The 14,205-nt window shown below is 44.6% G+C and carries 10 protein-coding genes and 4 tRNA genes; 8 read left to right on the top strand and 6 right to left on the bottom strand.

Annotated elements, in window-relative coordinates; translation table 11 throughout:
• The first annotated feature begins 8 nt into the window (after nt 1-8).
• The 3 genes from A3K86_RS13140 to A3K86_RS13130 all read left to right on the top strand — a co-directional run bounded on the left by A3K86_RS13140 (nt 9) and on the right by A3K86_RS13130 (nt 4,343).
• Nucleotides 9-818, top strand: a complete 810-nt coding sequence (locus A3K86_RS13140) for a capsule biosynthesis GfcC family protein (protein ID WP_084406601.1) — start codon at nt 9-11, stop codon at nt 816-818.
• Nucleotides 818-3,022, top strand: a complete 2,205-nt coding sequence (locus A3K86_RS13135) for a YjbH domain-containing protein (RefSeq protein ID WP_068331680.1) — start codon at nt 818-820, stop codon at nt 3,020-3,022. Before A3K86_RS13140 ends, A3K86_RS13135 begins: the two co-directional genes overlap by 1 nt.
• 181 nt (nt 3,023-3,203) lie before the next feature.
• Nucleotides 3,204-4,343 carry an LPS O-antigen chain length determinant protein WzzB gene (locus tag A3K86_RS13130; protein ID WP_232321994.1) on the top strand — a complete coding sequence of 380 codons (1,140 nt, stop codon included), beginning with the start codon at nt 3,204-3,206 and terminating at the stop codon, nt 4,341-4,343.
• Nucleotides 4,344-4,428: 85 nt separating this feature from the next.
• Here the strand turns inward: A3K86_RS13130 and A3K86_RS13125 are convergent, their stop codons facing one another.
• Together A3K86_RS13125 and A3K86_RS13120 are read right to left on the bottom strand one after the other, a co-directional pair.
• Nucleotides 4,429-4,689 (bottom strand): YfcL family protein, encoded by a 261-nt coding sequence (locus A3K86_RS13125; protein WP_068331679.1) that lies wholly within the window; start codon nt 4,687-4,689, stop codon nt 4,429-4,431.
• 35 nt (nt 4,690-4,724) lie between these two features.
• Complete coding sequence (locus A3K86_RS13120; RefSeq protein ID WP_068331677.1) at nt 4,725-5,261, bottom strand: elongation factor P hydroxylase; 537 nt, start codon at nt 5,259-5,261, stop codon at nt 4,725-4,727.
• A gap of 395 nt (nt 5,262-5,656) precedes the next feature.
• Here A3K86_RS13120 and A3K86_RS13115 point away from each other — a divergent pair, with 395 nt between their 5' ends.
• Nucleotides 5,657-6,313 (top strand): trimeric intracellular cation channel family protein, encoded by a 657-nt coding sequence (locus A3K86_RS13115; protein WP_068331674.1) that lies wholly within the window; start codon nt 5,657-5,659, stop codon nt 6,311-6,313.
• 133 nt (nt 6,314-6,446) lie between these two features.
• On the opposite strand, the gene aroC is transcribed toward A3K86_RS13115, so the two are convergent.
• From aroC to A3K86_RS13095, 4 genes are all read right to left on the bottom strand, one after another.
• Nucleotides 6,447-7,532, bottom strand: coding sequence for a chorismate synthase (aroC, locus tag A3K86_RS13110; protein WP_068331672.1), 1,086 nt, complete (start codon nt 7,530-7,532; stop codon nt 6,447-6,449).
• A gap of 160 nt (nt 7,533-7,692) precedes the next feature.
• Nucleotides 7,693-8,877: a 23S rRNA pseudouridine(2604) synthase RluF gene (gene rluF / locus A3K86_RS13105; protein WP_068331665.1), complete on the bottom strand. Its 1,185-nt coding sequence runs from the start codon at nt 8,875-8,877 to the stop codon at nt 7,693-7,695.
• 239 nt (nt 8,878-9,116) lie between these two features.
• On the bottom strand, nt 9,117-12,254 hold the full coding sequence (locus A3K86_RS13100; RefSeq protein WP_068331658.1) for a multidrug efflux RND transporter permease subunit: 3,138 nt from the start codon (nt 12,252-12,254) through the stop codon (nt 9,117-9,119).
• On the bottom strand, nt 12,254-13,354 hold the full coding sequence (locus A3K86_RS13095) for an efflux RND transporter periplasmic adaptor subunit (protein ID WP_068331655.1): 1,101 nt from the start codon (nt 13,352-13,354) through the stop codon (nt 12,254-12,256). The genes A3K86_RS13100 and A3K86_RS13095 overlap by 1 nt, the downstream gene beginning before the upstream one ends.
• A gap of 192 nt (nt 13,355-13,546) precedes the next feature.
• Here A3K86_RS13095 and A3K86_RS13090 point away from each other — a divergent pair.
• The 4 genes from A3K86_RS13090 (at nt 13,547) to A3K86_RS13075 (ending at nt 14,093) form a co-directional block, all read left to right on the top strand.
• A tRNA-Tyr gene (locus tag A3K86_RS13090) sits at nt 13,547-13,631 on the top strand.
• A gap of 69 nt (nt 13,632-13,700) precedes the next feature.
• Nucleotides 13,701-13,785 (top strand) — tRNA-Tyr (locus tag A3K86_RS13085).
• Nucleotides 13,786-13,854: 69 nt separating this feature from the next.
• Nucleotides 13,855-13,939: transfer RNA gene (locus A3K86_RS13080), tRNA-Tyr, on the top strand.
• A 69-nt stretch (nt 13,940-14,008) separates the two neighbouring features.
• Nucleotides 14,009-14,093: transfer RNA gene (locus tag A3K86_RS13075), tRNA-Tyr, on the top strand.
• Nucleotides 14,094-14,205: the final 112 nt, after the last annotated feature.

Raw genomic sequence — 14,205 nt, 5'->3', positions numbered from 1 at the left:
GTAATATCTTGAAATCATTACTTACCCCGCTTCTGCTTATTATGTTTTCTCTAATGCCACTGGCTACGGCTACGGCTACGGCTACGAATATAAACGTGCATTCTGAACCGACAAAATCCGTCACTGAAGTACGTATACACACAGGCCAAATAGAAAATAAGCATATTACTCTTAGCTATAATGATGCTGTACGAACCGAGCAAGTACTAAGAGATGCTCAATTGCAAATAGCCAAACATTCACTTTTGAACAGCCCAATCTATTGGCTTCAAGCCGCAATTTTCACTCAGCCATTAGAGCAAGAGAAACAAGGTTTATTAGACTTAATATCGGCTCAACAAAATAACTTTAAGCAAGCTGATGAACGTTTCCTTGCTCTAAAAAAACTGCATCAATTTATCGCAAGTAGCCACTTTGCAAGACGAGAAAAACTTTCACTTGATTATGATCAAGTACGAATCCAACCAAACGCGAATCCATTGTTATCAGGAGCGCTAACTCTACAGTTACCAGCTCGCCCTCACCAAGTATTTGTACTCGGTGCTGTAAAAAACTCGGGGGCAGTAACTTGGGAGGAACGTAAGTCAGCGGATGATTACCTTGAGCAAGCTGAGACTATTTCAGCGTCAGATAACAACACAGCAATCGTCATTCAGCCCGATGGTCGAATTGAAAGTCATCCTGTGGCTTATTGGAATAGCCGCTACCATGCCATCGCACCAGGTGCGATTATTTACTTACCATTTACTGGCTGGTTCTCAGATTTTGAACAAGTTAATCAAATGGTAGTTGAACTGTTAAAAGAGCGGGTATTGTAATGAATAAAAGCCACATATTTAAGTTATCCGCTATCACGCTTGCACTGTCTTCAATGGTAAATGCCCATGCTGATGAGTTTGACTCTCCAGTATTTATGCCATCTCAATCTGACTTTGGTGGCGTAGGTTTGATGCAAATGCCGACAGGGCGAGTTGCCAAAGAAGGCGAGTTTACTTTAGGCGGTACATTTAATAATGAATACCATCATTACACTGTATCGCTACAGTTGCTACCTTGGATGGAAACCACGATTCGCTATACCTTAGTGCAAGATTTATTGTACAGCGGTGATGAGGGCTTCAGTGGTCAAACAAAATACACAGATAAAGGCATTGATGTTAAGTTTCGCCTGTTAGAAGAGAGTTTCTGGTTACCAGAAACCTCCATTGGACTACGCGACATTGGCGGCACAGGGTTATTTGATGGCGAGTATATCGCCGCGAGCAAACACTGGGGGCCTCTTGATTTGACCTTAGGCATCGGCTGGGGCTATATAGGTAACAGCGCTAATCTACGGGGTGATAAATCTGCCGGACGCGATTGCGGTCGTGATACAACACATTCAGGTAAAGGTGGTCAAGTCGATTACAAGCGCTGGTTCACTGGTTGTGCAGCTGTTTTCGGTGGTATCGAATACCAAACACCGTGGGCACCATTGCGCCTAAAAGCTGAATGGGATGGTAACGATTATAAAAGTGATTTCCCAGTGACACAAAAGCGCATCACAATGCCGCAAGATAGCCAAGTCAACTTAGGCGCGTTATACCGTTTAGGCAGCTGGGGCGACATGCGTTTAAGTTACGAACGTGGGAACACTTGGACCTTTGGCGTTAACCTCAAGACTAACTTCAATGACTTAAGCACAACATGGTTTGATGAGCCGAAAACTGTTTATGCCTCAACTAAAAAAGAGGCAACAATTAGCACTACTGATTGGCAACGAGTAAAAGAACAGCTCGCAACCAATGCTGGCTATGATGATGCCGCTATTTACATTAGCCAAAAAGATGATTTAACAGGTTCACCGTCAGCTATAACTATCGTTGGCAACCAGACTAAATACCGTAACCGAAGTGAAGCCCATGAGCGTGCGGCATTAGTTTTAGCCAATTCAGGGATTAATGTTGATGAGTACCGCTTAGTCGAAACAAGTAATAATCAACCAACCACACAAACACGCATTGATGCTAAGCAATTTGCCAAAGTCGCTAACCATGAGTACGTCAATGCCAAAGTTGAAGATGCGAGCTCTACGACAACACCGACATCAGTCCAAGGGCGACAAGTCGCCAATAAAGATAATGACTTTGACTGGGGAATCGCGCCGACGTTACAGCAATCATTTGGTAGCCCCGAAGCATTCTACTTGTTTAATGTCGGTGTTAACGCCAATGCTTCATACTGGTTAGGCAATCATATTGAAGCAAGTGGCTCGCTCTATATTAATATTTACGATAACTACGATCAGTTCAAATACCAAGGACCGCCACCTGACGGTACTGACCTTAAACGCGTACGAACTTTAGTACGTAGCTACATTAGTGATAACCCTGTCCGCGTTGATAACTTGCAATTAACCTGGATGGATCGTTTTGGCGATAACTTCTACAGCCAAGCGTATGGCGGTTATCTTGAAATGATGTTTGGAGGTATTGGTGGGGAAGTATTATACCGCCCGATGAACAGCAACTGGGCTGTAGGTTTCGATGTTAACTATGTTAAACAACGTGACCCAGACTCACAATTTGGTTTCTACGATCAAGAACGGCAATTTGACCCAAGTACAGGCCGTTACTTTAGAGTACAAACAGGAACGCTAACTGGTCATGCAAGCCTATATTACACCCCACAATGGAGCCTGCTACCTGACAGCTTGCTAAAAGTAAGTGCTGGACAATACCTGACAGAAGATAAAGGTGTCACTATTGATTTCTCAAAACAGTTTGATAGTGGGGTAATTGCCGGCGCGTTTGCTTCATTTACTAACCTTTCAGCTGAAGAGTTTGGTGAGGGGAGCTTCACTAAGGGCTTCTATGTCTCAATACCATTTGACTTGATGACGGTAAAACCTAGCACTAATAGAGCAACGATCTCTTGGATACCGCTAACACGTGATGGTGGTCAGATGCTAAACCGTAAGTACGGTTTGTACCAAATGACGGATGCTCGATCGCCTTGGTATAGTCGTAAAGTCACCAATTAACATTCATTTAATGAATAAAACAACGCAACTGTTAAAGAGGTTTATAAAGTTTTTTCCGACAACCTCATGACAAATAGGGGTGATTTTGGTTAAAATCGTCCCCTATTTTTGGCTAAGCGCCATAACTAGTCTAAGATTTTGATTTATAAGCTTAGCTTAATTAACCTCATTGGAAATTATTGTGTCGACTGGTAGCAAAGAAGTAATGCAGCACTATCAACATCCGCCATCTGCCCCACAATTTAGTGGATTCCATCGCCAAGACGATGAGATTGATCTATTTGAGCTTTTCAATGTTCTATGGGTTAACAAAGTAAAAATCATTGCAATTTCAATTGTATTCTCTCTATGTGCTATTGTTTATTCATTGACAGCTCAGCAATGGTGGACATCTAAAGCCATTGTTATCCCCCCTCAAATAAGTGACTATTCAGCTTATCAATATCAAGTTAGACAATTTCAACCTGTATTTGATATTTATCAACAAGACGGTACAGTTCTGGTCAGCCAAGATCTTGAACCACTTGTTGATAACGATCAACTATTTAAACAATTCATTAATAGTTTCAACTCATTAGCCAATAAAAAAGCTTTTTTGCTCAGTAATGATGATTTTAAAAGCTATCTGCAACAAAATAAGATTGCAGAGCCAGAGGCAATTTCACGAACACTTGATAGCTGGTTTGTAAAGATAAAGGCTGTGCCTAGTGATAAAAAGCGTCAAGATATTTACTCTATCTCGCTTCAAGCGACGACGGATAAGTCTAGCTATGAGATGCTAACTAGTTATATAGCTTTTGTTTCGAAACAAGTTTTTAGCGATAACATGGCCGATTTAAAAGCAGTTACATTTGCTAAAGAAAATGAGTTAAAGCAAATGTTGACGATTTTTGAGTCTCAAGCTGAGAGTTATATCGATGTTGAAAAGCAACGTTCTAAGCTTTCGCTTGAAATTGCCAAAGCCGCTAACTTAGATCAACCTATAGCTAATATTAGTGATAACAAATTATTTGACATCCAGCTTGGTTCTTCAGCATTAGAAGCTAAAGTTAAAGCGCTGGATAGCATTAATAATTTAGGTGTTGTCGACCCTAACATTCAGCAAATTCAGGCTAAACTTCAGTTGATTCGCAACACTAAAATTGATGTTAACATTAAGTTTAAAACATTCCGTTTCCTAGAAAATGTGGAAATGCCTATGGGCCGAGACAAGCCTAAACGAGCACTTATCGTAGTTCTAGGCACGCTACTTGGTGGTATGCTAGGCGTAGCTTGGGTGCTTATTCAACACGCTTTTAGTAAACGTAAAGAAGAAAAATAGTACTTTTCTTCATCTCAATTGCCAAAAAAAGGGAGGTTATCTGATGATAACCTCCCTTTTCAAATTTAAGAAACGGACATAAAAGTTACAGACGTTTCAACTGCTCCCACATCGCTTTCACAATTACTTGATCAGCAGGGCTAAGCTCTGATTGTGCCTCAGCAATGCTGGTTTCAACTGCTTTTTTCATTTCTTCTAGGCAAGTGATTGCTTCTTGCTCGCAGTTGGCAGCGGATAGTGAAATGTGGCCACGTAAATAGCCGCCGGCAAATAGTTCATCGTCAGATGCGGTTTCAACCATTTGGTCGATGTGGTTTAGCAACTTTTCTTCGTATTGCTGAATCATGAAAGTCTCTCTACTTACGTGGAATAATTATGTTGTTACAAAACAAGTTCAGGGAAATTTGTTTCTGTTAGTGGTACTACTTGATAGTGAGCACGTAGTTGATCAGATAGCTGTTTAGCACGTTCTGGCATTGCTGTGTGTAGATACGTGAACACTTGCTCCCTAACTTTTGCGGTAAAGCCTACCCTATCTGGCTCGCAATCACCACTCAAGTTATCGCAGCTCACGCTGAATGGAAAACCGCAGCTTGCAGCTAAAATCCACTCTACGGCTTGGGGTTTTATCTCGACCTTTTCAAACTCAGCTTGCACCTCAGCTGTACGACCATCAGGTTCATACCAATAGCCATAATCTTCAAGTAAGCGACGTTGAGAGCCAGCAATACACCAGTGAGCAATTTCATGAAGAGCAGAAGCAAAATAGCCTCGAGCAAAGATTATTCGATGGTGTGGGTGCTCTTTATCCGCAGGAAGATAAATAGGCTCATCACCGCCGAGTAGCAATTGCGTGTTGTAGCTCTCTAAAAAGGTGTCATTAAAGACAGAGATAAGATCGTTGTAATCGTGTGACATACCGCAGTTTCAATCTTTGTTATGGGTTGTAACTTTGTCGCTATGATAACAAGCCCATTTCAAGTTTGCTCAATCTCTTTTCATGTTGGACGAGTTTCAAAATCACAAGGACGAATACCCCTGACATTAAAAGCTCCACACTACTCGAATCTCAAACCACCTCAATAACGCTTAAGCATTCACTTTTTCTAACTATGTATCTGATGTGTTTCATTCCCCACTCTATACATGAACCAGATTAATGTATGGGCTTTTTTATTTCATTAGATAAGCATTGAGATCACATTTACAATCAGCCCCACTTTTCGCCTTAAAAGCGTTATAGTGGTTTAAAATCAACCATTAACAGGTTATATAACCATCTAACACGCTCGTATTTAGATTGATTATTACTCATGCTATTAACAACACTCTACATTATAGGAATTACAGCAGAAGCTATGACAGGAGCTATTGCTGCAGGTAAGCGTCACATGGATTGGTTCGGTGTGATGTTAGTTGCCAGTGCTACTGCCATTGGTGGTGGTACGGTTCGAGATATTTTATTAGGTCATTATCCATTAGGTTGGGTGGCAAACCCTCAGTATCTTGCGATCACCTGTCTTGCAGGCTTGTTCACAACTATGGTGGCTAAGTGGGTTATGCGTTATCACAAAATTTTTGTGATTCTTGATTCAGTTGGCTTGATTGTTTTTAGCATTATCGGTTGTCGTATCGCGATGGACATGGGCTTACCTGCGATGATCTGTGTGGTTTCAGCTGTTGTAACAGGCGTGTTTGGCGGTTTACTGCGTGATTTAATTACTCGCCGCCCGCCAATGGTACTTCATAAAGAGCTTTATGCATCCGTTGCAGCATTAGCTGGCGGTATGTATTACACAATGATGCACTTTAACTACCCTGAGTTGATTGCCACAGTCGCAACACTCGTCATTGGCTTCATCATTCGTATGGCTGCAGTTCAACTTGGCTGGCGTTTACCTGTATTCAAACTAGAAGAAGAGAGCCAGCAAGCCATCGCAAAAGCTGAAGTACAAACTGAATCGAAGTAACTAACTGCAAATAGAAAAAGGCGAGAGTGGACATTCACTCTCGCCTTTTTAGTATCTTGCGAATTTCTTAGCGGCTCTCACCCAAAAGCTCAAAACAAATTGAGCTCATAGTTTTAATACCTTAGGTGCTAACTTAAATTTTTGGTGTTGCGGTAACAACATTGGCATTTTGCCCACGATGGCGCAGCAAGTGATCCATCAAAGTGATCGCTAACATCGCTTCTGCAATTGGCACGGCGCGAATACCGACACATGGGTCGTGACGACCTTTGGTTACCACTTCCGCTGTCTCACCTTGCTTCGTGATTGTCTCACCCGGCACTGTAATACTTGACGTAGGCTTCAGCGCAATATGAGCAACAATGTCTTGACCCGATGAAATCCCACCTAAAATGCCACCAGCATGATTGGTTTTGAAACCTTGAGGCGTCATTTCATCACGATGTTCACTACCACGTTGCTCAACCACATCAAAACCATCACCAATCTCAACGCCTTTTACAGCGTTAATGCTCATTAAAGAGTGAGCAACATCAGCGTCAAGACGATCAAATACAGGCTCACCTAAGCCTACAGGTACATTACTTGCCACCACCGTTAGTTTGGCGCCAATCGAATCACCGTCTTTTTTCAGTTTTCGGATCAGTTCATCAAAAGCGTCTACTTTGTCGGCGTCAGGACAGAAGAATGCATTTTGCTCGATTTGCTGCCAATCAACTTTTTCGATTTTGACATCACCCATTTGCGACAAATAAGCACGCACTTCAATACCGTGTACTTGTTTGAGGTATTTCTTCGCTACAGCACCCGCAGCAACACGCATTGCAGTTTCACGGGCAGAAGAACGACCACCACCACGGTAGTCACGTACCCCATATTTCTGATGGTAGGTATAGTCTGCATGACCTGGTCGGAATAAGTCCTGAATGTTTGAATAGTCTTTTGAGCGCTGATCAGTATTTTCAATCAATAAACCAATCGATGTTCCTGTTGTTTGACCTTCAAACACCCCTGACAGAATTTTCACTTCATCCGGTTCACGACGTTGCGTCGTATACTTTGACGTTCCCGGACGACGACGATCCAAATCGTGCTGCATGTCCGCTTCAGTCAAGGCTAGCCCCGGTGGGCAACCATCAATAATGCAGCCCAGCGCAAGGCCGTGGCTTTCACCAAATGTTGTAACTCGGAATAGTTGTCCAATAGTATTGCCAGCCATTACTTCCCCTGTCTGCTTGCGACTGTGTCTTTGTTTTCATTAATGAGTACATAGTGCAAATTCGCCCAACGGATTGCAAGCGTTAATAAATGGTCAACAAAAAAGGCTAAACACCGTAGCATTTAGCCTTTCAAACTAGGAATTCATGATAGAAAAAGAATTAGCTCTCTTTCTTAGATTTCCACTTCTTGATGCCACTTGATACTGGCTTACGACCACGAGGCGCATTATTGCCATTAGCGCCTCGGTTACTATTGTTACCGTTACGGCTATTCGTGTTATGACTGTTACGGTTATCGCCAGAACGATTATTGCTGTAACGATCATCGCCTTGGCGCTGACTGCGTCCACCTTCGTTACGATCTTGCGAACGACCGTGAGAGCGTTGACCTTGGCGGCGATTATCACCAGCATCGCGATCGAAGCGGCTACGCTCGCCCTTACCTTTATAAGTCTTAAAGTTTGAGCGCTCACCTTCTTGCTTGGTTTGTTTCGCCTGTTGGCGGCTATCAAACAGTTTGGCATCAGTTGGCTTGGCAATCTGCTTACCTTCACCATCAGTGCGAGAGGCTTCTTCTGTGCTTGAAGAGTCTGCAATCATGGCATTAATTTCAGCCATTTCCGCATCCGTTAGGTAACGCCATTTACCGTTAGGTAAACCATCAATCGTCACATTCATGATACGCACACGACGAAGCTTATAAACTTCGTAGCCAAGAGCTTCAACCATACGGCGGATCTGACGGTTCAAGCCTTGTGTCAGTACAATACGGAAGGTGTAATCTGTCTCTTTAGTCACCTTACACGGCAGAGTAACCGTATCTAGGATCTCAACCCCAGATGACATCTTGCTGATGAACTCATCGGTGATGATACGGTTTACACGAACCACGTACTCTTTTTCGTGGTTGTTGCCAGCACGCAGGATCTTGTTAACGATGTCACCATCATTGGTCATGAAAATCAGACCGTCAGAGAACTTATCCAGACGACCAATTGGGAAAATACGCTTGCGGTGACCAATAAAATCAACAATGTTGTCTTTAATGTGGCGTTCGGTAGTACAAGTGATGCCCGTTGGTTTATTCAGCGCAATATAAATTGGTGCTTCTTTGGCACGCAGTGGGCGACCATCGACCAAGACTTCATCTTGTGGCATTACTTTCATACCCATCTCTGGCTCTTTGCCATTGATGGTCACGCGTCCTTGATCGATCAGCTTGTCCGCCTCACGGCGTGAGCAATAGCCAGTGTCACTGATAAATTTGTTTAAACGAACGGCTTTTACCTCGTTCTGAGACTGTGTGTTCGGCGTCTGATTTTGAGACGTCTTATTCTGAGACATAGCTTTCTTCTACTACTGTGCGTTTTGCAACGGGATCAAAGGAACGGAAAATGGCCTGCAATTCTACCTAAACTCAGCTCAAATAGAAAAGAAACTCCGCTTTGAATATAGCCCTGAATTGAAATAGCGACGTCATTTCCAGCCATTAATCCCCATCCACATATCGTTCAGGCATAAAAAAGGGTCGCACGAAGCGACCCTATCGAAATTAAATCAGCTCAATATAGCCAGATTCAGGGCTATTTATTGTCAGTGATAGGCAACTCACCATGACTAGTTCGCGCCACGTAATCCTGTTGCAAGGCAATCTCTAGCTGCTCAGCAACATAACCTGGAGACTTAGTATTAGCCGATAACAAACGGTACATTGCTGGGATCACAAACAAAGTCACAAACGTCGCAAACGCCATCCCGAAGAACACCACAGTACCTACAGCCATTCGGCTTTCAGAGCCAGCACCGCTAGATAGTATTAGCGGCACAGAGCCAAATAACGTGGTGAATGCGGTCATCAAAATCGGACGTAATCGGCGTTCAGAGGCATCAATAATTGCTTGTTCGAATGCCACCCCTTTATCACGTAACTGGTTGGCAAACTCGACAATCAAGATACCGTTTTTGGTCACCATCCCGATCAACATGATCATCCCGATCTGACTGAAAATGTTCAGGCTTTGATCAAGGAAGATCAATCCAGCCAAGCCACCCAATACCCCCATCGGTACGGTCAACATTACGACTAGCGGGTTAATGAAACTTTCAAACTGAGCAGCTAGTACCAGATACGCGACCAATAACGCCAAGCCAAATACTAATAAAATGCTACTTTGGTTCTCACGGAAATCTTTCGACTCACCCGCATAATCAATAGTGATATCTTTTGGTAGCTTCGCTAACGCTTCGCTATCTAGATATTCCAATGCTTGACCTAGAGTGTACCCTGGCACCAAGTTAGCTTTCAGAGTGATCGCTTTCTGCTTTTGGTTATGGCTAAGCTTTTGTGCCGACGCAATTTCTTCCACACTCGCTACCGACTCCAATGTCAGCAATTCACCGCTACGTGAGCGCACATAAATCTGACTTAAATCGGTCGCATTGTTAAAGCTATCTTCATCACCGCGCAAATACACATCGTATTCTTCACCACGCTCAACAAAAGTCGTTTCAGTTGTACCGCCCAGCATCACTTCTAGCGTCTTCGCGATATCAGCAACTGGAATACCAAGTTCAGCGGCACGAGGGCGATTCACACTAACCAACAACTCAGGCGTTGTCACCGCGTAGTCTAAATCCGCGCCTTCCATCATAGGGCTAGCTTCCGCCAACGCTTTTAGCTCTGTCGCCCATTGGAATAACTCATCGTAATCAGCGCCATTGAGTACAAACTGAATGGGCTCAGAAGAACCGCCACGAAAGCCCGGCATAAATGGCCACACACGCACATCTGGAATGCCCGCTAAAGCTTTACGTACTTGCCCCAGCGCATCTGCCGCACTGACATCACGCTCTAACCAATCTTCCAACTGCATGATCACAAAGCCCGTCTGATCGCCTGCGCGACCGCCAAAAGCAGGGGTTTGAATACTGATAGATTTAATGACGCCTTCACCCACCATCGGCAGCAAGCGACGCTCAACCTCTTCAATATTACCCACCATGCGGTTGTAACTGGTCCCTTCCGCACCTTTTACAAAAGCAAAAATCACACCGCGATCTTCCTGCGGCGCTAATTGTGCAGGTACAGATTTCAGCAACACGAAACTCAAACCGACACAGGCTAACACCACCACTGGCGCACCGTAGCGATAACGCACTGCGGCTGTTACCCACTTACGGTAGCCCGCTTCAAGTTTAGCGAACCCTGCATCGACCCATTGGTTGAACTTGCCGTGTTTAACATTGGCTTTGAGCAATTTGCTGCCCAGAACAGGGCTCAGAGTCAGTGCCACGATTGATGAGAAAATCACAGAAACAGCGAGCAGTACTGAAAACTCAGTAAACAGCGGCCCTACCATGCCATCCATAAAGGAAATTGGTAGGAATACCATCACCAACACCACGGTGGTGGCGACAACCGCGAACCCTACTTCGCGGGTACCTTTAAATGCTGCCAATAAAGGCGGCTCGCCACGTTCGATATGGTGATAAATATTTTCGACCACTACGATGGCATCATCGACCACCAAGCCGATAGCCAAAATAAGTGCCATCAAGGTCAGTAGGTTGATCGAAAAGCCAAGGAAATACGCCACCATAAAGGCAGAGATTAATGACACAGGCACAGTGATGGCTGGGATCAAAGTCGCCCGCGCTTGACCGATAAAGATATACAACACCAACACAACCAGCATGCCAGTAATAAAGAGTGTGCTGTAGACCTCGTTGATTGAGCGTTCGATAAATACTGTCGAGTCGTAATCAACGTACAAAGATGTGCCTTCAGGAATAAAGCGCTGCATACGCTCTACTTCTTTATACACTTCTTTCGATACATTCAACGGGTTGGCATCTGTCATGGTAATGATGCCAAGGCTTAAGTTTGCGACACCGTTATTTTTAAAGGTCGCATTCTCGTTTTGCGCCCCAATTGAAACGTCAGCCACATCTTTAAGGTAAATAGGCGAACCACCTTTCGCAGTACGCACTACCAAATACGCAAAATCTTCCGCGCTACGATACAAACGCGCAGTACGCACCGACATGGTCGTCATGTCGTTACGAACAATACCACCGGGTAATTCCACGTTTTCTTCATTCAGTGCCGTCACAATATCTTGAGTAGTAATGCCGCGCCCTGCCATTTGCTCAGGCTTTAACTTCACATACATTACTCGATACAAAGCACCGCTCAAATCTACCGAACTGACGCCGTTGATTAAGCTAAAGCGATCAGTAAGGACACGCTCGGCATAATCGGTTAACTGAGTGCGGTCCATTACACTTGAGGTCAAATTCACGTAAACAGCAGGTTCGCCGGTGCCGTTGTCTTTCGATACCACAGGATCATCGGCTTCATCAGGCAGACGACGCTGCGCACGCGCAACAGCATCTCGAATATCACTGACCCCTTCGGTTAGGTTCCAGCCCATCTCAAATTCCACTTTGATCCGAGATGAACCATTACGGGTGGTCGATTGAATATTATCGATCCCACTGATACCAGATAACTCATCTTCAAGCGGTGTCGTAATGCGACTTTCTATAATGGTCGCCGATGCACCTTTATAGGTGGTGCTAATCGATACCACAGGGTTTTCGACATCCGGCATTTCGCGCACCGTCAGTTTCGAGAACGATACGACCCCAAAGATCACCAACAACAGGCTAAGTACGACCGCCACTACAGGGCGTTTAACGGAGACATCAGATAACCACATCAGGCACCCGCCTCCGCTTTAGTCTTTTTTGGCTCTGCCTGCTTGGCAGTAAGGTCATTGACCTTGGCACCATCACGCATGTTCACCAAACCTTGTACCACGATACGATCGCCAATCATTACACCCGATTGGATCACAACTTCATTTTCAATTCGCGCACCTAACTGCACTTGGGTACGGTGAGCAATACCAGCCTCATCCACAACATAAACAAAACGTTTAGAACCAGAATACTCCAAGGCTTGTACTGGAATAATTGCAGCGTCTTGCGGAACAAAATGTAGGTTGGCCGTCATCAACATGCCTGGTTTTAGCTTTTTGTCTTGATTATCAAAGTTTACTCGCACGCGAATATTGAGCGTATCTTGCTGGACACGCGAATCAATCGCGACAATTTCACCTTCAAACACTCGAGTCGACCATGCCTGACTATTCGCTTGCACCTTCATGCCTTGACGCAGGTAAGAGAGATATTGCTCTGGCACCTGAATATCAAGGCGCATCTTGGCTAAATCATCAAGCGAGAAAAGCTCACTACCAGAAGTCACTAAATGACCTTGGCTAAAATCAATCAAACCAACGGTGCCAGCAAAAGGAGCGCGTATCGCATGATCATTTAATTCTGCTTTTGCAGCATCTAAACGGGCTTGCGCAATCTGTACGCTAGCCAATTGGGCGTTTAGTTCTGTTTGTGTCAACGCGCCGCGCTTAACCAAGCGTTCAAATTCGGTGTATTTACGTTTTTCATCAGCGAGGTACGCTTTCGCTTCGTTATAGCTGGCTCGCGACTTGGCATCATCAAGCTGGATCAGTAGATCACCTTTCTTGACTTGGCTATTCACACCAACCGCAATATCGTTAACTTTTGCTGACACTTCTGCCGCTAACATTACCGAGCGCTGCGACTCTAACTTGCCAACTAAAGACAAAGATTGTGCTACTGGCTCAGACGCCACAATACCTGTCGTTACCGCAATCGAACGTTGCGCTGCCATTTTTTTTGCTGATTTTTCAGCAGCCTGAGATTCACCGTTGAATACAAACTGACTTCCGCCAGCTAAAGCAAGAGCAACGGCTGCGGCAACAATTATCTTTTTCATGACAAAAAACCATATATTTAGCTATTACTGAATGATATCGGACTTAATAGGCCAACGGAGTAAAGAAATGTAAAGTTAAGCAAGATTTAAGCGAGTCATCGCAATATGTTGAAAAATCAAGCAAGCACGCAAAATTTCAAGAAAAAAGGTTTACAGCCTCAGAGGTTTTGCTATTATCCGCTCCGCACTTGTGGAGGGGTTCCCGAGTGGCCAAAGGGAGCAGATTGTAAATCTGCCGGCTCTGCCTTCGATGGTTCGAATCCATCTCCCTCCACCATTATTTATAGAATTACGCTGTAAGCGGGTTTCTCGGCTTAAGCGCCAACACAATTCAGCAACCCCCCGTGGAGGGGTTCCCGAGTGGCCAAAGGGAGCAGATTGTAAATCTGCCGGCTCTGCCTTCGATGGTTCGAATCCATCTCCCTCCACCATTATTTATAGAAATACGCTGTTAGCGGGTTTCTCGGCTTAATCGCCAACACAATTTAGCAACACCCCGTGGAGGGGTTCCCGAGTGGCCAAAGGGAGCAGATTGTAAATCTGCCGGCTCTGCCTTCGATGGTTCGAATCCATCTCCCTCCACCATTATTTATAGAATTACGCTGTAAGCGGGTTTCTCGGCTTAAGCGCCAACACAATTCAGCAACCCCCCGTGGAGGGGTTCCCGAGTGGCCAAAGGGAGCAGATTGTAAATCTGCCGGCTCTGCCTTCGATGGTTCGAATCCATCTCCCTCCACCATCATTTAGAAATACGCTTTTGCGGGTTTCTTGGCTTAATCGCCAACACAATTTAGCAACACCCCGTGGAGGGGTTCCCGAGTGGCCAAAGGGAGCAGATTGTAAATCTGCCG

Origin of the sequence: Photobacterium jeanii (assembly GCF_001650345.1) — a bacterium.
GTDB lineage: Bacteria > Pseudomonadota > Gammaproteobacteria > Enterobacterales > Vibrionaceae > Photobacterium > Photobacterium jeanii.
Note: the sequence above shows the minus strand (reverse complement) of the source record. Positions and strands in the feature narration are given on the sequence as shown.